Origin of the sequence: Sphingomonas yabuuchiae (assembly GCF_014199595.1) — a bacterium.
In the GTDB taxonomy this organism is placed as follows: Bacteria; Pseudomonadota; Alphaproteobacteria; order Sphingomonadales; family Sphingomonadaceae; genus Sphingomonas; species Sphingomonas yabuuchiae.
Window position 1 is genome coordinate 54293 of sequence record NZ_JACHNX010000011.1, and the last position, 17666, is coordinate 71958.

The 17666-nt window shown below is 62.6% G+C and carries 20 protein-coding genes; 13 read left to right on the plus strand and 7 right to left on the minus strand.

Features of this window, described 5'->3' with window-relative positions:
* Positions 1-2: 2 nt before the first annotated feature.
* From GGQ89_RS13670 to GGQ89_RS13680, 3 genes are read right to left on the minus strand one after another with little or no spacing between them, the layout of a single operon-like run.
* Positions 3-956, minus strand: a complete 954-nt coding sequence (locus tag GGQ89_RS13670; protein WP_043061473.1) for a hypothetical protein — start codon at positions 954-956, stop codon at positions 3-5.
* Positions 957-964: 8 nt separating this feature from the next.
* Positions 965-1354 (minus strand): type II toxin-antitoxin system VapC family toxin, encoded by a 390-nt coding sequence (locus tag GGQ89_RS13675; protein ID WP_043061472.1) that lies wholly within the window; start codon positions 1352-1354, stop codon positions 965-967.
* Positions 1351-1593 carry an AbrB/MazE/SpoVT family DNA-binding domain-containing protein gene (locus GGQ89_RS13680; RefSeq protein ID WP_043061471.1) on the minus strand — a complete coding sequence of 81 codons (243 nt, stop codon included), beginning with the start codon at positions 1591-1593 and terminating at the stop codon, positions 1351-1353. The genes GGQ89_RS13675 and GGQ89_RS13680 overlap by 4 nt, the downstream gene beginning before the upstream one ends.
* A gap of 179 nt (positions 1594-1772) precedes the next feature.
* On the opposite strand from GGQ89_RS13680, the gene GGQ89_RS13685 reads away from it, so the two are divergent.
* The 3 genes from GGQ89_RS13685 to GGQ89_RS13695 all read left to right on the plus strand — a co-directional run bounded on the left by GGQ89_RS13685 (position 1773) and on the right by GGQ89_RS13695 (position 6150).
* Positions 1773-3023, plus strand: coding sequence for a hypothetical protein (locus GGQ89_RS13685; RefSeq protein WP_184106156.1), 1251 nt, complete (start codon positions 1773-1775; stop codon positions 3021-3023).
* Positions 3020-4069, plus strand: coding sequence for a site-specific integrase (locus tag GGQ89_RS13690; protein ID WP_076718536.1), 1050 nt, complete (start codon positions 3020-3022; stop codon positions 4067-4069). The genes GGQ89_RS13685 and GGQ89_RS13690 overlap by 4 nt, the downstream gene beginning before the upstream one ends.
* Positions 4070-4134: 65 nt before the next feature.
* Complete coding sequence (locus tag GGQ89_RS13695; protein ID WP_076718534.1) at positions 4135-6150, plus strand: hypothetical protein; 2016 nt, start codon at positions 4135-4137, stop codon at positions 6148-6150.
* Positions 6151-6199: 49 nt separating this feature from the next.
* Here GGQ89_RS13695 and GGQ89_RS13700 read toward each other — a convergent pair whose 3' ends face one another.
* The 4 genes from GGQ89_RS13700 to GGQ89_RS13715 all read right to left on the minus strand — a co-directional run bounded on the left by GGQ89_RS13700 (position 6200) and on the right by GGQ89_RS13715 (position 8166).
* On the minus strand, positions 6200-6700 hold the full coding sequence (locus GGQ89_RS13700) for a hypothetical protein (RefSeq protein ID WP_184106157.1): 501 nt from the start codon (positions 6698-6700) through the stop codon (positions 6200-6202).
* The gene (locus GGQ89_RS13705) at positions 6693-7511 is read right to left on the minus strand and encodes a hypothetical protein (RefSeq protein WP_064312603.1); all 819 of its coding nucleotides are present in this window, start codon (positions 7509-7511) and stop codon (positions 6693-6695) included. The genes GGQ89_RS13700 and GGQ89_RS13705 overlap by 8 nt, the downstream gene beginning before the upstream one ends.
* A 3-nt stretch (positions 7512-7514) precedes the next feature.
* On the minus strand, positions 7515-7694 hold the full coding sequence (locus GGQ89_RS13710) for a hypothetical protein (RefSeq protein WP_043061464.1): 180 nt from the start codon (positions 7692-7694) through the stop codon (positions 7515-7517).
* Between the two features lie 79 nt (positions 7695-7773).
* Positions 7774-8166, minus strand: coding sequence for a MerR family transcriptional regulator (locus GGQ89_RS13715; RefSeq protein ID WP_043061463.1), 393 nt, complete (start codon positions 8164-8166; stop codon positions 7774-7776).
* Between the two features lie 71 nt (positions 8167-8237).
* Here GGQ89_RS13715 and GGQ89_RS13720 point away from each other — a divergent pair, with 71 nt between their 5' ends.
* From GGQ89_RS13720 to GGQ89_RS13765, 10 genes are all read left to right on the plus strand, one after another.
* On the plus strand, positions 8238-8906 hold the full coding sequence (locus GGQ89_RS13720) for a cation efflux transmembrane domain-containing protein (protein WP_076718600.1): 669 nt from the start codon (positions 8238-8240) through the stop codon (positions 8904-8906).
* Positions 8907-8938: 32 nt separating this feature from the next.
* A complete protein-coding gene (locus GGQ89_RS13725) occupies positions 8939-9274 on the plus strand; it encodes a hypothetical protein (RefSeq protein WP_061780451.1) in 336 nt (111 codons plus the stop codon).
* Positions 9275-9331: 57 nt separating this feature from the next.
* Positions 9332-10609 (plus strand): TolC family protein, encoded by a 1278-nt coding sequence (locus GGQ89_RS13730; protein ID WP_076718528.1) that lies wholly within the window; start codon positions 9332-9334, stop codon positions 10607-10609.
* Positions 10609-11772, plus strand: a complete 1164-nt coding sequence (locus GGQ89_RS13735; protein ID WP_184106158.1) for an efflux RND transporter periplasmic adaptor subunit — start codon at positions 10609-10611, stop codon at positions 11770-11772. The genes GGQ89_RS13730 and GGQ89_RS13735 overlap by 1 nt, the downstream gene beginning before the upstream one ends.
* 4 nt (positions 11773-11776) lie before the next feature.
* Positions 11777-15022: an efflux RND transporter permease subunit gene (locus GGQ89_RS13740; RefSeq protein WP_076718524.1), complete on the plus strand. Its 3246-nt coding sequence runs from the start codon at positions 11777-11779 to the stop codon at positions 15020-15022.
* A 57-nt stretch (positions 15023-15079) separates the two neighbouring features.
* The gene (locus tag GGQ89_RS13745; protein WP_076718599.1) at positions 15080-15568 is read left to right on the plus strand and encodes an SRPBCC family protein; all 489 of its coding nucleotides are present in this window, start codon (positions 15080-15082) and stop codon (positions 15566-15568) included.
* Positions 15565-15933 (plus strand): hypothetical protein, encoded by a 369-nt coding sequence (locus GGQ89_RS13750; RefSeq protein WP_076718522.1) that lies wholly within the window; start codon positions 15565-15567, stop codon positions 15931-15933. The genes GGQ89_RS13745 and GGQ89_RS13750 overlap by 4 nt, the downstream gene beginning before the upstream one ends.
* A gap of 67 nt (positions 15934-16000) precedes the next feature.
* Positions 16001-16342, plus strand: a complete 342-nt coding sequence (gene fliE / locus GGQ89_RS13755) for a flagellar hook-basal body complex protein FliE (RefSeq protein ID WP_076718597.1) — start codon at positions 16001-16003, stop codon at positions 16340-16342.
* Positions 16343-16372: 30 nt separating this feature from the next.
* Positions 16373-17260, plus strand: coding sequence for a bestrophin family protein (locus GGQ89_RS13760; protein WP_184106159.1), 888 nt, complete (start codon positions 16373-16375; stop codon positions 17258-17260).
* Complete coding sequence (locus tag GGQ89_RS13765; RefSeq protein WP_237243630.1) at positions 17257-17652, plus strand: hypothetical protein; 396 nt, start codon at positions 17257-17259, stop codon at positions 17650-17652. Before GGQ89_RS13760 ends, GGQ89_RS13765 begins: the two co-directional genes overlap by 4 nt.
* The last annotated feature ends 14 nt before the right edge of the window (positions 17653-17666 follow it).

Genomic DNA, 17666 nt, shown 5'->3' on the forward strand with positions numbered 1-17666 from the left:
CGTCAGGGCTTCCACATAGAGGTATACAGCCCGTCGATCAGCGCCTCACCGCCTTCAAGGATCAACTCGACAACCTGCAAGTCATGCGGGGCGGTGTAGTCTGCCGGCGGCTTCTTCCACGGGATCAGCACATTCAGTTTCTTGCGGGTCGCTGCGGCGTTGCCGGCGATCACAACGAGGTTCGTCCGAGCAAGCGTGGGTACGGTCGCGGTGATCGCGGCGTCCATGGACGCAATGGCGGTCGCATGATTCACGGGATCCCGCAGCTCCAGCAGGCGCTGCAGCTGACGCAAGCCCTTCGGAACGACGCTATCCCGATTCACCTCAAACCAAATGCCACGACCGTTGTGGACATTCTTGCCCGTAGTCGGATCTTTCAGGTTCTTCTCGCCATGGAGGAGGGCGGCGACGGCCGAGTTGGTAAGGGAGGCGCGCCACTTTGCTTCCCCGACGATGACCCGGACCACGTTCCCGGCCGCGTCGAGCCGTACCCCGACGAAGTCGGAACCGAAGCGACCGAATACCTGGCGCTTGCGGGATGGATCGTAGCGAAGGTCCCACAGATAGCTCTCCACATCGGCATGGAAGCGGAAAAGGAAGATCGGGACCGACCACTGATGCTCGCCGACGAGTTCCTCTGCATAGGCCTGGGTTACCAAGCCGGCGACTACTTCGCCAAATAGGCCACGCCGGGCGACGGCCGGCAGGCAGTCTGGATAGCAGGCATGGGCTCCCGCCGCCCCAGCGTCCGGGTGAAGGTCGATGCCGACCTGCTTATGAAAATGTTCGCGCGCGTCGAGATGAGCTGACTCAAAATACGGGCGAAGAGCGTCGATCAGACTCTTGTCGATTGGCTTGATCTGTTCGAGCAGGAGGTGACCGTAGCGATCTTCGATCGTCCCGTTGGCATCGAGCCACGCCTCAAGTGCGGCAGATGGGGGCGGTTCGGTGTGCACCTCACAACCTACCGGATAGTCACGATCTTCACGGCCACGTCGCCTGCTATGTCGCGCCACGCTTTGTCGGCGGTGTACGCCGCGACGCCGAGGCGTTTGGCCAAAGCGAGGCAGAAGCGATCGCCCAGCGACAACCCGGCCGATGAGGTGGCAGCGCGCAGGTTACCGGCATCCCAGGCGAGCGCATCATCCGCCGCGACGACGGTATAGGGCAGGGCCGCCAGCATCGCCCGCACGTCGTCAAGCGGCGCGCCTAGATGAACAAAGTGGCTGATGACCTCCGCCTGATTGATCGCGCACACTGAGGCATCCGCAATCACGCTGCCGACCTTGCTGGCACCGCGCTCGCCTTTCAACAGTGCGAGGATCGCCGAGACATCGAGAACGACATGGGTCATTCGCCGCTGTCCTCGCGCCGTACGGCAAGAAAGTCATCGACCGACGCGCCGGGCTGTTGTGCGTAGCGCTTGGCGATTGCTTGCGCCTTTGCCACCGCCTGCTCCACGGTGCGCAGGATAACTCCGTCCGGCGTTTCTTCGACAAGGACCGCACCGCCATCCTCAAGCCCTAGGCGCTTTCGAATGCCCACCGGCAGGCTCATACGACCATTTGGTGTGATGTTAACTTGTAGCGTCATATGGCAAAGCCCGCGTGTGGTGGCATTAGGAGTTATATATGCCACCATGATAGCGAAGAGGCGAGGGGGTAAACGCAAGCCGCCATCGATCCCGACAGCCACAATAGTTACTAGCGATAAGCCTGATTCCTGCTAGCAAGGTGGCAGGCAAAATTATGGGTCGGAACGGAGCCGAAACAGTGATCATCGACGTGCCGACGCCGGATGAATTTCACGATGCCGGCGTCAATCAGCTCTACCTGGCATGGAAGATCACCATGGACGCGCACGACGCGTGGTCCATCGGAGTTGGTGCCAGTGGGGATGCGGAGGCGACCGACGACTATTGGCGAAGTGTGCAGCCTGCACTGTCGAACGCCTACAGCCTTATCCAGCAAGCGATGGAGCTCGGCCTCAAGGGCCGGATCGCGCGCGTGTCGCCATACCTCCTCCTTGGCGATCCAGCCGACTGGAGCCCGAAGGCGGCGAAGGGGGCAACATCGTTTGGCGAGCTGCCGAGCCTCGAGGCGTCAAAGCTCGTAGCCGTGCACAACAGCGTTGCGGACCCGCCGCTGGACCCGGCGTTCAACACCTTCTGGACCGCGGTTCGCAAAGACCGCAACCGCATCATGCATTCGGCGCCGCGCGTAACCTTCACTGCGGGTGAGGTCACCCGTACCATCCTAATGGCGGCAAACGCGCTTTTTGCGGAGACATCATGGGCTGACCGGTTGTTTGCGATGGAGGGGGAGAGCAAGTTCGCCATCTTCGGCCTGGATGACCACGTCTACAGCGCCGTTGTCGGCCAGGTGGCCTGTGCCATCGAATTCCTCACACCCGCGGAGGCGATCGACCTTTTCGGCTTCAATCCCAGGCAGCATGCCTATCTCTGTCCTGCCTGCTTTGAGGCCACGCCGTACGATTATGCGGTGGATCTCCCAAAGCTAGCCCAGTTTGCCGCCAAGGTGCCCGGCGAGACCGAGCTAAGCTGCGTCGTCTGCCAGACGACGACTGACGTTAGCAGAGACGAGTGTGTGTATCCGGAATGTGTCGGTAACGTCATCGCCATGGAGCGGTGCCTGACCTGCTACCAGCTGCAGGACGAGCATCTGAAGATCGACGGCCCACCAAACGATGGCCAGGGGGATACTGTCTATGGCTACGACTTCATCTTTGGCCGGCCCCGCGAACGATCGGGGCGAACTTTTCTGAAGCACTATCAACGCGAAGACAGCGATGACGGTGCCATCGCCTTTGGGAAGCGAGCGCTGACGACACCTCACCTCGCAAGCTGGACCAGCGTCTCGATCTACGAGCACCAGTCCGGTATCTTTCCCTTTGGTGACAAGGCTCGAGTGCGCCCGCTTGGTCATTGGCTACGTCAGGAGGGCACGCTGTCATGGCACAAGGACGTGACTCTCTATGATCCTGTGCATGACGGTCCAGTATGATCGGCGATGATGATGCCGCGGAGCGCCGCGCGCTTCTCGCGATCGGGCCGATCGATCTGTCGCCAGCGTCAATCGATCTCGCACCGGATCTTAACCAGAGCGACCGCGCCCGGGTCGACCATTTCCTGGCGCGCGCATCGGCGGATGCGACCTTGCGTGCCTATCGGTCCGACTGGCGACTGTTCACGACCTGGTGCGACACACGCGGCTACGCCTCACTCCCGGCTTCACCCATTGTCACGGCTGCGTTCCTAAGCGAACTTGCCAGAGACGGTAGCGCCCATTCGAATGGGCGACCGTTATCCAAGTCGTCCATCGGTCGGCGGCTGGCCGCGATCGTCTTTGCTCACCGCGCCGCTGAGCTCGAACCGCCAACCGTACAAGCCGGCGCGGCCGCGCTCGATCGCGTGATGCGGGGTATCCGTAACGCCAAACGCAGCGATCGCCCGGCGAAGAAGCGGCCGGCCGACAGCGACGTGCTGCGTGACATGGTGCGCCATATCACCGGCTCCACCCTCATCGACTACCGCGATCGCGCGCTGCTCAGCATCGGCATGATGGGGGCGTTCCGCCGCTCTGAGCTGGTCGCGATCGATGTCGCGGATGTGGCCGACGATCCACGCGGGCTGCTGGTGACAATTCCGTTTTCGAAAGGCGATCAGGAGGGCAGGGGGCAGACCGTCGCTGTTCTCGACGGCCGTCGCATGGAGCCGGTGCGTCACTATCGCGCCTGGCTGGAGGCCGCAGGTATCACCGACGGGCCTGTCTTCCGCCGCCTCACTCCGCACGGCCGCCTCACCGACAAGCCACTCAGCCCGCAAACCGTGGCGCTGGTGGTCAAGGCGCGCGCAGCCGCGGCCGGCTATGATCCGGCACTGTTCTCAGGCCATTCGCTACGCGCTGGCTTCCTGACCGAGGCGGGCCGCCATGGTGCCAATTTGTTCAAGATGAAGGAGCATAGTCGGCATAAGTCGCTCGAAATGCTCAGCGAGTATGTTCGCGATCAAGAAGCGTTTCGTAATCACGCTGGCGAAGGCTTTGCGTGAAGAGCAGGCGCGGATGGGTTGGCGTTGGCGAGGATGTCGCATAGGCAGGAGGACGAGGGGGCGCTGTGAAGACCGATACATCTGATGACTTCCAGTTCAGCTTGGCAGGCCGCGTCCGCAACCTGGGCTTTGCGCCGTCGCCGCTGAATGCGCTGTTCCCGTTGTTCGAGGCAATCGCCAACGCGTTCCATGCCATCGAGGCGCGCTGGGATCGTGAGGCGACGGCGAAGGGCGTCATCACGGTGACGATCCTACGCAGCAGCTCGGACGACGAAAACCCACCGGTCGCTGGCTTCCTGATTGAAGACAACGGGATCGGGTTGAACACCGACAATTGGCGCGCGTTCCGCACCGCAGATACCGCCAGCAAGATCAGCCGCGGCGGTAAGGGGGTCGGTCGCCTTTCCTGGCTCAAGGTGTTTCAGAACACGCACGTCAACAGCAGCTTCAGCGAAGGCGGCTCAACGCTACACCGGTCGTTCGACTTCGCTGTCGCCCAGAACGACGCCAGTCCGCTGATTGGCCATGAGTTGCGGCTTGCGGGTGAGACCCCGACCATCGGCACGAAAGTGCGGCTGGAGCCTTACGTGCAATCCTACAGTGCGCATTGTCCTCGCAAGGTCGACACGATAGCCGCGCACATCATTGGTCATTTCCTGCGCAACTTCGCCAGCTATGAAGTGCCATCCTTCACGCTTGTTGATCGTGCCGAGCGGATCAGCCTGCTCGATTTTTACAGCAGCAACGTCGAGTCCGACACGCCCGAGACATTGAAAGTCGTCCTCGAGCCCGGGGAAGAACCGATCGACGTTGATATGTACCACATCCTGCTCAACAAGGGATTGCGCCTGCACGACGGCGGCAAGCACTGGAACCTGTATGTGGGCGATGGCCGTGTTGTTCGCGACGAGAAAATCGATAATCAGCTTGGGCTTGGTTACATCGGTGAAAATAGCGACTCCGTCTATATCGGCTTGGTGTCAGGCGACTACCTGAACGGCCACGTTAATCAGGAGCGCACCAACTTCACGTTCCGCGAAGATGACTATCGCAGCCTGCATCAGGCGGCGGTCGACGCTGCCAAGCGACACCTAGCGCCCTATATCGAACAGGTTCGCACCAAACAGGCCGGTATTACCTTGCGCGTCGTACGTGAGAACCCGCAGTTTCTGGCCGTCGCCAGCAATATCCCGGCTTTCGTCGAGGAGCATCTATCGCTCAACGCCAAGTCGGAGGAGGATATTTATATCGAGTTGGCGCGCCAGCGTCGACGCAAGCAACGCGAGACGAAGCGCGAGATAAAGGCACTATCCGCCGGCAATGCCAGTGAGGTCGTCGACCGGGTGCAGAAGGTTGCCAGTGCGATCAACTCGGACAAGAAAGCGTCGCTCGCCGAATATGTCGTTAAGCGGAAGGAGATCCTCGATCTCCTCGACAGTTCGCTGGCGTACGTCGATCCGGAGAAGCGAGACTACTTGCGTGAGGAGATCGTCCATGACCTCATCATACCGATCCGCTCGGATGGCGAAGCGCTCGACTATGAAGACCATAACCTATGGATTCTGGATGATCGACTAGCCTTCTATTCCTATTTGAAGTCCGACAAGCCCTTCACAACGTTTCTCACCGACAGCGACAGTACCCGCGAACCGGACGTCGCCGTTGTTTTCGATCGATCGCTGGCGTTCGACCGTGAAGGTACTGACGAACCGATTATCATTGTCGAATTCAAGCGACCCGGCCGACCCAACTACAGTCATAGCGACAACCCGGTCACGCAGGTGCTTGAATATGTAAACATCATGCGGAACGGCGGAGCGTTCAAGGATCGCACCGGCAGGTTCCGCAAACCTATTCCTCCCAGCACCAGATTTATCTGCTTCGTCGTCGCTGATTTTACGCCAAAGCTGGTCGAGGTTGTATCAATGTCGATTGCTCAGAATAAAAGTGCGGATGGCGAGGGGTACTTTGGCTTTTCGCCCATCCACAATGCCGTCGTTGAGGTTCTGCCTTACAACAAGCTGCTTCATGATGCCCGGCTGAGAAACGAGGCCTTCTTTGCCAAGCTCGGGCTGAACTAGTTACTCGGAATCACGAATTTGCGCGGATGACATAGCTGCGATTCCTATGTCAGCTAGGGAGGGCATCAAGTGGCACTACCGTCTCTGGTGGCGTATAAAGCTGGTCCCTAGTCGCGCGAACCACGTCGTTTACATATTCCGGCCATGGGCCGGCACCTGGTGGCATCGCAGCTTCTTCCTGTCGGTCCCGCAGGCGATTGCGGATCGTGCGGGCGGTGGTGCGGGTCGCCTCGTTGTCATCGTGCCAGGCGCCCCAGCGAACCCGCCAGTTAACGTATCGTGGCGCGAAAACCAGGAAGATCAAGGCCCCCACGCCGACGCCGTGTTCGCCAAGCAGCAGGATGGGAAGCGTGGCAATGGCGAATGCCTGAATCAGCGCCCAACAGGAACGATGACGGCGAAAGCCGTTCTGAACCAGCGTCGTCGGCCACCACGGACCTGCGACTGCCCATGCCGCGAGCGCGACCAACAGGCCGGTCAACACCATGCTGACGACGAAACCGATCCACAGCAGCGCCTTGGGAGCAATGAAGGTCAAGAAATCACCCATGCTGGCGCTGCGTGTCGAGGTCGCGCAGCTCGCGCAACAGATCGGTGGCCGGCGTCGAGACCACGATATCGTGGATGACCTTCTGGTCGAGGCTGATCACGTCTCCGACCGGACGTTCCGCGTAGCGAACCAGCGCAGGCTCGCTGGACGGCGTCCAACGTCGCGACGTGCCGGGCTTGAGTTCGAAAAGAAAGCGAGCAGGGGAGGCCAGGCTGATGCTCTGCGTTTGGCCATCGCTGCTCTGGCGGATGTCGGCGACCACGCCGCGATAGCCGACCCCAAGTCCGTCATGCTGGAGATCGGTCAGCACATAGGCGATCGGGCGATGACCGTGCTGCGTAGGCTTGATGATATGCGTGTAGGCCCAGCCGTGCCCGCCAAAGTCCCACCCTTCCGTAGCGACATCGAGTGCATCGTCGGCCATCAGCATGACGACTGCCAGCGTCGAGAAAATCGGTGCGCAGATGCCCCACACCAGATCACTAGCGCTCAACGCGGCTGCCTTTGGCCCACCCTGCGCGACGATCAGCAACGTGCCGATCGGATTGACCGCGGGCGTCCGGTAATCTGCGGGCAAGAAGCGGCTGACGTCGATCAGAAGCGTTTGCACCAGCCCGATAGCAAGCCCGGTCAGCAGGTGCGCGATCAGGGAAACGGCGACCCCGATCGCTAGCACGCTCAATGCGTTAACCGGCAGATCCGGGCGCGCAACGGCGTACCGGCGGGCGCGGGTATTCCAGAGCAGGATTGCGAAGAAGCCAGGAAGGAGGATTGCAACGCCTGTGACAACGGCCAGCGTCAGTGAGAACAAGGCTCAGGCCTCGACCAATTTCCGCTTACCGGTCGCCTGGTCAATGACCATCTTAGGGCGCTTGCCCGCAGCCTTCATAGCCTTGAGCTCCCGCTCGAGGCGTAACATGTCATCGTAACCGCCAAGCTGCCACGCGATCGAGGCGGTCTCTTGCTGTTCGCGAGGGGTCAGAACAGTGGCCATGTGGACAACATAGGGACGCGATCGCGCCGCGTCTATGGGTCACGGTCCTATACCAGCATCTGACGGCCTGAAGGCTTAGTCAGCCAGCGTTCGAAAGTGCGTCGATGATCCGACAATCGGCGATCGTTGTCGCGTCGCAGGTCGCTCCCCATTGCACGATCTCGGTTCTCAGCGCGGCGAGATCGGCGAGCTTGCGATCGATCTCATGGATGTGAACCGCGGCGATCGCATCGACCTCCGCGCAGGAGCCGCGCGGATCGTCTGCTAACCGCAGAAGGTCACGCACCTGGTCGAGGGTGAAGCCCAGATCGCGCGAGCGCTTGATGAACGACAGGCGATCCAGGTGGGAGCCGTTGTAAACGCGGTAGTTCCCTCCGCTGCGGATCGGCGCCCCGATCAATCCTTCCGCTTCGTAGAAGCGTACCGTCTCGACCTTCAACCCGGTCAATCTTGCTATTTCACCGATCTTCATCACAGACCCTTGACCCTCTAGTGGGATGAGGGTTCATATAGGGGGTCCGACCCAACGAATCGAGCACGATGATGGCGGACGCCTGTTGTTCAGCAAAGCGCGACACGATCGCGGAACTTGGCCGTAAGGCCGAGCAGCGACGCGCGCTGATCGTCGTCATGGTCATCAACCTATCGATGTTCGCCATCGAGTTCGGTGGTGGGCTGCTGGCCCGCTCGTCGGCGCTGATGGCGGACTCTGTCGACATGTTCGGCGATGCCGTGGTCTATGGGCTGAGCCTCTATGCACTCAATCGTGGCGCACGTTGGGAGGCGGGAGCGGCGATCGCCAAGGGCGGCCTCATCCTGGTATTCGGCATCGCCGTCCTCGTCGAAATCGCCGGTAAGATCGCCAACGGCGTGCCGCCGTCTTCGACGCTGATGCTCGGCTTCGGCGGGGCGGCGCTGGCAGCGAACCTCACGTGTCTGGCGCTGTTGTGGCGTTTCCGCGCTGCGAACGTGAACATGGCGAGCACCTTCGAGTGTTCGCGCAACGATGTCGCATCAAACATCGGAGTGCTCATCGCAGCGAGCCTCGTCCACCTCACAGGTGCCGCATGGCCCGACATCGTGGTCGGAGGCGTCATTGCGATTATCTTCCTCCGCTCCGCGTGGCGGGTGTTCGCGGATGCTATCCCCGCATGGCGTTCTGCTGACAGGTCCAGTGCCTACAATCGCCCTCATCGCGGAGAGAACGCATGACATCGGGCCGTCATGGTGATAGGTGCGTTCCCATGCTGGCCCGCGCCTGGTCCTTGCTGCTCCTCCTGCTGGCGTCGTCGCTCGTGATGACGGCGACCGTCCACGCGCGCGAAGTGCCGGGGCAGGCGACGACGATCGAATGCACAGGCGTCGTCCATGTAGATGGTGATGCCGATCAATCGCAGGGTGATGCCGACAAGGCGATCCCGCATCATCATGGAACCTGTCACGGACAGGCTCTGAGCATTCCGCAGGCCGACGCCATCCCGGTCACCTTCAATATCGAGGGCGCTCGTCCCAAGCCCGGTTTCGACGCCGTGCGGGCGCTGAGTTCCGTCGATCCGGCGTTGCGGCCGCCGAACGCCTGACGGATGCTGCCGGCCGGGACGACCCGGCCTGACGACATTCGTTAGGATTCTTCGACAATGCAGAAATTGTGCGCAGCCTTGCTGGCTGCGGCGTCGTGCGCCTCGGTGGCCCACGCGCAAGCCGGGCCGCCTGTGCCTATCGAGCAGGCTGGACCGATCTATTCGCTCGACCAGGCGGTCGTCGCTGCCGGCGGTTCGGCGCCTTCGACCTCGGCCGCTACCGCTGCCATCGAAGCCGCACGTGCGGGCCGGACCGTTGCGGGATTGCGACCCAACCCGGTCTTCCAAGGACAGATCGAGAATATAACGGGCTCCGGACCCTATCGGGGCGTGCGCGCCGCAGAGACTACGGTCGGGTTCGCCATTCCGATCGAATTGGGTGGCAAGCGCAGCGCCCGGGTCGGAGTCGCCAACGCCCAACTCTCACGCGCCGAGATCCAGGCGGCCATCATAGCCGCAGACGTGCGGTTGCAAGTGACGCAGCTCTACGTAGAAGCGGTCGCAGCCGAGCGACGGGTGACAACGGCGCGGGATCAGGCGCGGATAGCGGGCGATGCACTCCGAGCGGCGAGTGTTCGCGTCCAGGCCGGACGGGCGTCGCCGCTTGAACAACAACGCGCCGACGTCGCACGGATCAACGCCGAGGCCAACGTCGAGCGTCAGCTTCGGCTCTCAGAGGCGGCCCGGGCGAACCTGGCGCGACGGATTGGTCGGCCGATCGATGGCCGCCTCGACGACGCGTTGCTCGATCGACTGCCCGGCGCTGCGGCCTATGGGCCCGCGGCACCGGTACGAACGGTGGGAACGCTGGCGCTGGCCGCAGCCGATGCGGACTTCAGCATCGCGGATGCCGGCGTAAGGCTCGCACGCGCCAACCGTGTACCTGACATCAACGTCGGCCCGGCGCTGCGCAGGCTGGAAGCAACGAACGACACCGCGGCCGTCTTTACGGTCTCGATACCGATCCCGGTGTTCAACAACGGCCGCGCGGCGATCGCGCAGGCGACTGCACAGCGTACCCAGGCGGACGCTCTTCGCCGGGTGACGGCGCTCGACATCGAGCAAGCCATCACTGACGCGCAGGCTCAGGCGGCGAACGCGGCGACGACCGCGCGTGCGGCGTCCGGACCGGCTTTGGCAGCCGCGCAGGAAGCGGCTCGGATCGCGCGTATCGGATACCGCGAAGGCAAGTTCGGGCAACTCGAACTGCTCGACGCCGAACGCACCCTCGCCGAGACGCGCGTCGCCGCGATCGACGCGCTCGCCAACTACCAGAATGCACGCGCGCAAGTGGAGCGGCTGACCGCCCCTGCGCCCGTTGGGGGAAATCAGTGATGAAAAGCTATTATCTCGTGGGCGCAGCGACGGCCGCCCTCCTGCTGTCGGCATGCGGCGGTGGAAGCGACGCCGGAAACGAAGCCGCTGCGAACGAGGCAGCGAGCAGTGCCCCGGCGAATGCCGGGGCGGAAGCACCGGCTCAGAAGGATGCGCTTACGCTAACCTCCGAGCAGATCGCAGCGGCCGGAGTGCAAATCGGCCGTCCGATCGTCGGAGGTGCGGGAACGATCGAGCTTCCCGCGATCATCGAAGGCGATCCGCAGGGCACGCAGGTCGTGTCGGCTGCCATCGCCGGTCGGGTGGTCGCGCTCACGCGCAATCTCGGGCAGACCGTCGGCCGCGGTCAGACGATCGCCGTGATCGAAAGCCGGGAGGCCGCACAGATCAAGGGCGAGGTGCAGGCCGCGCGTGCACGGCTGCAGCTCGCGAACTCCAATCTCGCGCGCGAACAGCGCTTGTTCTCGCAGAAGGTCTCGCCCGAGCAGGACCTGATCGCGGCGCGCACCGCAGCGACGGAGGCGCGCATCGCGCTCACCCAGGCGCAGAGTACCGTTTCGGCAGCCGGCGTCGGCGGGGCGGGACTGAACCGGCTGGGAATCGCCGCCCCGATCTCGGGCCAGGTGATCGCACGGCCCGTGACCCTCGGTCAGACCGTGACGGCCGATGCCGAGCTCTATCGCATCGCCAATCTCGGCCAGGTGTCGCTGGCCTTGAATCTCAGGCCGGAGGATGCCGGCCGCGTCCGTCCCGGCAACGTCGTGACGGTCAAGGCCGCGGGCCGGCAGGCGACGGCGCGGATCACCTTCGTGTCGCCAGCGCTCGATCCCCAGACCCGCCTCGTGCCGTCGATCGCGACGCTCGACAATCGTGGTGGCACCTGGCGCGTTGGCGAACCCGTGACCGCTTCGGTCGAACTGACGGGTAGCGGCGGCAGCGGTGCGATCCGTGTGCCGACCACGGCGGTGCAGACCGACGAGGGCAAATCGGTCGTCTTCGTACGAACTCCAAAAGGCTTCCAGGCGACCCAGGTGCAGCTCGGCGACGCATCCGGTGACACGGTGATCGTCCGCTCCGGCCTGACTGGCCGTGAGCAGATCGCCACCACCGGCAGCTTCACGCTCAAGGCCGAACTCGGCAAGAGCGAAGCGGTAGAGGATTGAGATCATGATCGCCCGCATCGTCACATGGGCGGTCGAGAAGCGTTGGCTCGTCCTGCTGCTCGCCGTCATCGCCGCAACCATCGGCGCCTTCTCCCTCTACCGGCTGCCGATCGACGCGGTGCCGGACATCACCAACAATCAGGTACAGATCAACGTTCGCGCGCCAGCGCTGTCGCCCGAGCTGGTCGAGAAGCAGGTGTCGTTCCCGATCGAGACGGCGCTCGCCGGCACCCCGGGCCTTGAATACACCCGCTCGTTGAGCCGCAACGGCTTCGCGCAGATTACGGCCGTCTTCTCCGACGCGACCGACATCTACTTCGCCCGCCAGCAGGTCGGCGAACGGCTGCAGGGTGTGGCCGAGAACCTGCCCGACGGCGTGAACCCCGAAATGGGACCGATCGCGACCGGTCTGGGCGAGGTGTACATGTACACCGTCCGCCTGCAGCACCGCGCCGACGACAAGCACAAGCCCGGCGAGCCGGGCCAGCAGCCCGACGGCAGCTACATCACCCCCGAGGGCGATCGGCTGACGAGCGAGGAGGACAAGGCGACCTATCTGCGTACCGCGCAGGACTGGATCGTCACCCCGCTACTGAAGAACACGCCCGGCCTGGCCGGTGTCGACTCGATCGGAGGCTATGCCAAGCAGTTCCTGGTTGTCCCCGATGTCCAAAAGCTCGCTTCACTCGGCATCACGCTGACCGAACTGGGTAACGCTCTCGAGCGGAACAATACCAGTGTCGGAGGCGGCTTCGTCAACCGCAACGGTGAGGGACTGGCGGTAAGGTCGGACGCTCTGGTCCGCAACACCGGCGAGTTGGCCCGGACTGTCGTGGCGACCCGCAACGGCGTGCCCGTGACGCTCGATCAGGTCGCGACCGTTCGCACCGGACAGGCGATCCGGATGGGTTCCGCGTCCGAGAACGGCACCGAGGTCGTGGTGGGTACCGCGATCATGCGGATCGGTGAGAACAGCCGCTCGGTCGCGACCGCGGTCGCGGACAAGCTGAAGACGATCAACGCCTCGCTTCCGCCGGACGTGGTTGTGCAGCCGGTACTCAACCGCACCGAGCTGGTTAACTCCACCATCCGGACGGTGGCGCGCAACCTCGGCGAAGGCGCGGTCCTCGTCATCGTGGTCCTTTTTCTCCTGCTCGGAAACTTCCGCGCGGCGCTCATTGCAGCGCTCGTCATTCCGATCACGATGACGCTAACCGGATTCGGGATGCTCAAGGCAGGCGTCTCTGCCAACCTCATGAGCCTCGGCGCGCTTGACTTCGGCCTGATCGTCGATGGCGCGGTCATCATCGTCGAGAATGCGTTGCGCAGGCTCGCGGAGCGCCAACATCACGAAGGCCGACTGCTCACGGTCAAGGAGCGGCTCGCGAGCGTGGCGGCTGCCGCGCGCGAGATGATCCGGCCTTCGGTATACGGACAGGCGATCATCATACTCGTCTACGTACCGCTGCTCACGCTCACCGGCGTCGAGGGCAAGACGTTCGTGCCGATGGCGCTCACCGTCATCATCGCGCTCGCCTTCGCGTTCGTGCTGTCGCTCACCTTCGTGCCTGCGATGATTGCCATCTGGCTGTCGAAGAAGGTCGACGAGGAGGACGGCCGCATCGTCACCTGGCTCAAGAAGCGCTATGAGCCGGGGCTCGATCGGGCCATGAGGCGTCCCACGATCACGATCGGGGCGGCCGTCGGCAGCCTCGTCCTGGCGGTCTTAGCGTTCGGAACGCTGGGGCAGGTGTTCCTGCCGCAGCTCGACGAGGGTGACCTGCTCATCCAGTCGCTGCGCATCCCGGCGACGTCGGTCCAGCAGAGCCAGGCGATGCAGGTGCCGATCGAACGCATGATGTCGAAGCAGCCCGAGGTGCAGTTCGTCTATTCGAAGACGGGCACCGCCGAGCTCGCATCGGACCCGATGCCGCCCAACGCCACGGACATGTTCGTCATCCTGAAACCGCGCGACGCATGGCCCGACCCCAAGTTGGCGAAGGAGGATCTGGTCAAGCGCATCGAGGGGAATCTCGCGAAGTTCCCGGGCAACGCCTACGAGATCACCCAGCCGATTCAGATGCGCTTCAACGAGCTGATCGCAGGCGTTCGCGGCGACATCGCCGTCAAGGTCTTCGGCGACGATTTCTCCGCCATGAACCGGACGGCGGAGCAGGTCGCGTCGATCCTGCGCAAGACGCAGGGCGCGGCCGACGTGAAGGTCGAGCAGACGACGGGTCTCCCGATGCTCGACATCCGCGTCAACCGCGATGCGATGGCACGCCTCGGCGTCACCGCTCAGGATGTGCAGGACACCGTCACCGCCACCCTCGGCGGCCGCACCTCCGGGCAGATCTTCGAAGGAGACCGCCGCTTCCCGGTTGTCATCCGCCTCTCGGAGGCGCAGCGTTCGGATTTGGGGCTGCTGCAACAGGTCCAGGTTCCGGTCGCCGGCGGGTCCTTCGTTCCGCTTTCCAGCGTCGCCGACATCGGAGTCGTGGACGGGCCGAACCAGATCAGCCGCGAAAACGGCAAGCGCCGGGTGGTCGTGCAGGCCAACGTGCGTGGTCGCGACGTCGGAAGCGTTGTGGCCGACGCACAGGCTGCCATCGGCAGCCAGGTGCGCCTGCCACCGGGCAGCTATCTCGAATGGGGTGGACAGTTCGAGAACCTCCAGTCGGCCAGCGCAAGGCTGAAGCTGGTCATCCCGGCCTGCTTCGTCCTGATCCTGTTCCTCCTCTATGGCGCTCTGGGATCGGTGCGTGATGCCGCGATCGTGTTCACCGGCGTGCCCTTCGCGCTGGTGGGCGGCGTGCTGCTTCTCTTCGTGCGCGGCATGGACTTCTCGATCTCCGCCGCGGTGGGCTTCATCGCGCTGTCCGGCATCGCGGTCCTCAACGGCCTCGTCATGGTCAGCTCCATCCAGGACCTGATCCGTTCGGGCATGGATCGCGCCGAGGCGGCGCATGTTGGTGCGATGCAGCGCCTGCGTCCGGTCGCCATGACGGCGCTGGTGGCATCGCTCGGCTTCGTACCGATGGCGCTCGGACATGGTGCCGGAGCCGAGGTGCAGAAGCCGTTGGCGACGGTCGTCATCGGCGGGCTGATCTCGGCGACGCTGCTGACGCTCTTCGTGCTTCCCACCCTTTACGCGCGGTTCGGGCAGAAGGCGATCGAGCTGCCGGAGCACTACAACGAAGAGCACGAAGGCGATGATCACGGTCAGACCTTCGGGAAGACCATGGCCTGACGAACGAGGGGGGCGGCCTCGTCGTGCCGCCCTCCCATATCGATGATGGGGATACCCATGCCGGAGATCACGATTTCCCGAGTTTTCCATGGTCCGCCGCTGCGGATCTGGTCCGCGCTGATAGAGCCCGAGCACCGTCAAGCCTGGAGGCCGATGATCCAGCTCGACGATGCCAGCCAGGTCGGCGAAACCCAGTGCACGTTCGCCTTCCCGGGCTGGTCACGGTCCGTCCGTTCACCCGCCGAGGTCGACCGCCTGGACAAGCCCCGGGCTTTCGCCTGGTCGTGCGGCATTTCTCACGTGTTCATGATCGAGGAGCGCTTCGAACTCCAGGGTGACGACGGCGGCACCACGGTGTCGCACAGCTGCGTCCTCCGGGGCCTGCTCTCGCTCCCAATCGCCGCAATGGTTCTGCGTCGTCTGCGCGTACTGATGATCGAGGCCGACGACCGACTTGCGGCCTACCTTCACTGGCGCGCCGGACAGGCGGTCCGCGGAGCCGACCGGCGCCGCATAGCGCAGCACTATCGAAGGAAGGTACGATGATTGGCATCAGGATCGTCGCGATGGTCGGCTTCGTGGTCCTGACCGGCTGCTCGAAGCCCGCGCCCAGCGACCCGCCCACCCAGCAGGAGGTTCATTCCGCCGACAGCGGGGTGTCGACCGGGCAACTCGGCCGTCACCGCTATCGCTGCGACGACGGAAGCAGGCTGCTGATCGACTACAAGGACGATGGACTGCGGCTCGACTTGCGCGACGGGAACGACACTCCTCCCCGGATACTCAGCGCGCCCACGCAAAGGCTGCAATATGTCGGCGACGGCATCACGGCGACGTTCTCCGGTAAGCAGCTGACGATCATCGAGGGCACGAGCCGAACCCGGACCTGCGTCCAGGAGGGCAGCAAGTGACCCGGTCGTACCAACGGTGCGGTTCGGCCGGAACACGTCCGCGCAGACGTCAGCGGAGGGCGTGACGATGTCCGATCCGACAATCTCGAACGTCATGGCGATCCGCGCAGACATGATCGCGCGCAGTCGAGCGCTTCGCGAAGCGCAGGCGAACATGGCGCCCGGCGCAGTGCCGGGCGTCCCCTCGTCCAGTTTCGCGCAGACGCTCGACGGCGTCGTGGCGAAGGTGAATGAGACGCAGCAGCGGGAAGACGTCGCCACCGAGGCCTACGAGCGCGGCGAGACGAACGACATCGCGACCGTCGCGCTCATCCAGAACCGTGCAAGTGTCGCGTTCGAAGCGACGCTTCAGGTCCGCAACAAACTTCTGTCCGCATACAAAGACATCATGAACATGCCGCTCGGCTGAAGCCGAAGCATGCTGGAGCAATGAATATTTATGATTGTGGGCGCCACGCCACGATTTCGGCAGATCATGTTTGAGGTATGGAAGCCGCTGACGATCCTCTTCGTATGGGATGTCGCGGTCACCGCCTTCCACTTCATGACGCCGATCAAGGAGCCGCCGCTTCCGACGGCGTTATTCGGCACCGCGATCGCGCTGTTCATGGGGTTCCGAACCAACGCCGCCTATGCGCGCTGGTGGGAGGCGCGGACGCTGTGGGGCGCGCTTATCAACGCGTCACGCTCTCTGTCCAGATTCACTCTCAGCCTTTCAGCCGCAAGCAACACGGGTAATGACCTTCATCGAGATGTAATTCGCCGCCAGATCGCCTTCGCCAATGCGCTCCGCTGCCAACTTCGCAAGGAATCTGTCCGTGGCGAGATTGATCGTTCTGCTGGTGTGTTGCTGGCTGAAGCCACCGCTTACGAAAGCAATCCCGCTAATGCGATTTTGAATAGTATATCTCTTGTCTTTGCGAATGAACTATCTGCGGGTCGCATAGACACGATTCAGCAGGCAACTGTAGAACGCATCCTTATAGACATCGCCAATGCCCAAGGCGGGATGGAGCGTATCAAAAATACGCCACTACCAAATGGATTTCGATTCTTTCCAAATCTATTCACAAGGATATTCTGCCTTCTCTTGCCAGTTGCGCTAGTTGAGTCGCTTGGTGTCGCGACGCCAATTGGATCAACATTGATAGGCCTTATATTTTTGGCAGTATTGAGCATTGGAGACGATTTAACTGATCCGTTTGCAAATTCCGTCCATGATGTACCGCTCACAGCAATGTGCAGGACAATCGAAATCAATCTATTAGAGGCCGCTAGGCTAGAGGCTCCTGCGCCAATAACTCCAGTAGGTGGAGTTCTATGGTGAGCGGTATACGTAACGGATTGCCAAAATCAGCTTTAAGACTCGCGACGTTCTTGCCGCTGGCAGTTTCGGCTTTGGCACTATCTTCCTGCGATGGTGGCTCCGATAGGTCAATGGTTGGGCCCCATAATGCAAGTACGGTGCCTGGGTTTCTCGGTCAGCGCATTGTCTATTGCGATGATGGGTCGCGTGCCGATGTCGACTATCTTGTTGACGGGTTGCAAATGGCAGTAACCTGGCTGCCGCATGGCAAAACACAGATTTTGCGAGCAAATCGCACAGGAGAGGAATTTCGAAGTCGCCATTTAAAAGCGATTGTTGCCGGCAAATCAATCGCATTTACCTTTTCAAATAAAAGAATACGTGCCTGTCATCCAATTGAGGAGGGTGGCTAACGCTCATTATTGAA

What these genes read in the sequence shown, in the direction of transcription:
- GGQ89_RS13675 (WP_043061472.1), bottom strand. Translation starts at nt 1,354, where the DNA reads ATGACCCATGTCGTTCTCGATGTCTCGGCGATCCTCGCACTGTTGAAA.
- GGQ89_RS13680 (WP_043061471.1), bottom strand. Translation starts at nt 1,593, where the DNA reads ATGACGCTACAAGTTAACATCACACCAAATGGTCGTATGAGCCTGCCG.
- GGQ89_RS13690 (WP_076718536.1), top strand. Translation starts at nt 3,020, where the DNA reads ATGATCGGCGATGATGATGCCGCGGAGCGCCGCGCGCTTCTCGCGATC.
- GGQ89_RS13700 (WP_184106157.1), bottom strand. Translation starts at nt 6,700, where the DNA reads ATGGGTGATTTCTTGACCTTCATTGCTCCCAAGGCGCTGCTGTGGATC.
- GGQ89_RS13710 (WP_043061464.1), bottom strand. Translation starts at nt 7,694, where the DNA reads ATGGCCACTGTTCTGACCCCTCGCGAACAGCAAGAGACCGCCTCGATC.
- GGQ89_RS13715 (WP_043061463.1), bottom strand. Translation starts at nt 8,166, where the DNA reads ATGAAGATCGGTGAAATAGCAAGATTGACCGGGTTGAAGGTCGAGACG.
- GGQ89_RS13720 (WP_076718600.1), top strand. Translation starts at nt 8,238, where the DNA reads ATGGCGGACGCCTGTTGTTCAGCAAAGCGCGACACGATCGCGGAACTT.
- GGQ89_RS13725 (WP_061780451.1), top strand. Translation starts at nt 8,939, where the DNA reads ATGCTGGCCCGCGCCTGGTCCTTGCTGCTCCTCCTGCTGGCGTCGTCG.
- GGQ89_RS13730 (WP_076718528.1), top strand. Translation starts at nt 9,332, where the DNA reads ATGCAGAAATTGTGCGCAGCCTTGCTGGCTGCGGCGTCGTGCGCCTCG.
- GGQ89_RS13735 (WP_184106158.1), top strand. Translation starts at nt 10,609, where the DNA reads ATGAAAAGCTATTATCTCGTGGGCGCAGCGACGGCCGCCCTCCTGCTG.
- GGQ89_RS13740 (WP_076718524.1), top strand. Translation starts at nt 11,777, where the DNA reads ATGATCGCCCGCATCGTCACATGGGCGGTCGAGAAGCGTTGGCTCGTC.
- GGQ89_RS13745 (WP_076718599.1), top strand. Translation starts at nt 15,080, where the DNA reads ATGCCGGAGATCACGATTTCCCGAGTTTTCCATGGTCCGCCGCTGCGG.
- GGQ89_RS13750 (WP_076718522.1), top strand. Translation starts at nt 15,565, where the DNA reads ATGATTGGCATCAGGATCGTCGCGATGGTCGGCTTCGTGGTCCTGACC.
- fliE (WP_076718597.1), top strand. Translation starts at nt 16,001, where the DNA reads ATGTCCGATCCGACAATCTCGAACGTCATGGCGATCCGCGCAGACATG.
- GGQ89_RS13760 (WP_184106159.1), top strand. Translation starts at nt 16,373, where the DNA reads ATGATTGTGGGCGCCACGCCACGATTTCGGCAGATCATGTTTGAGGTA.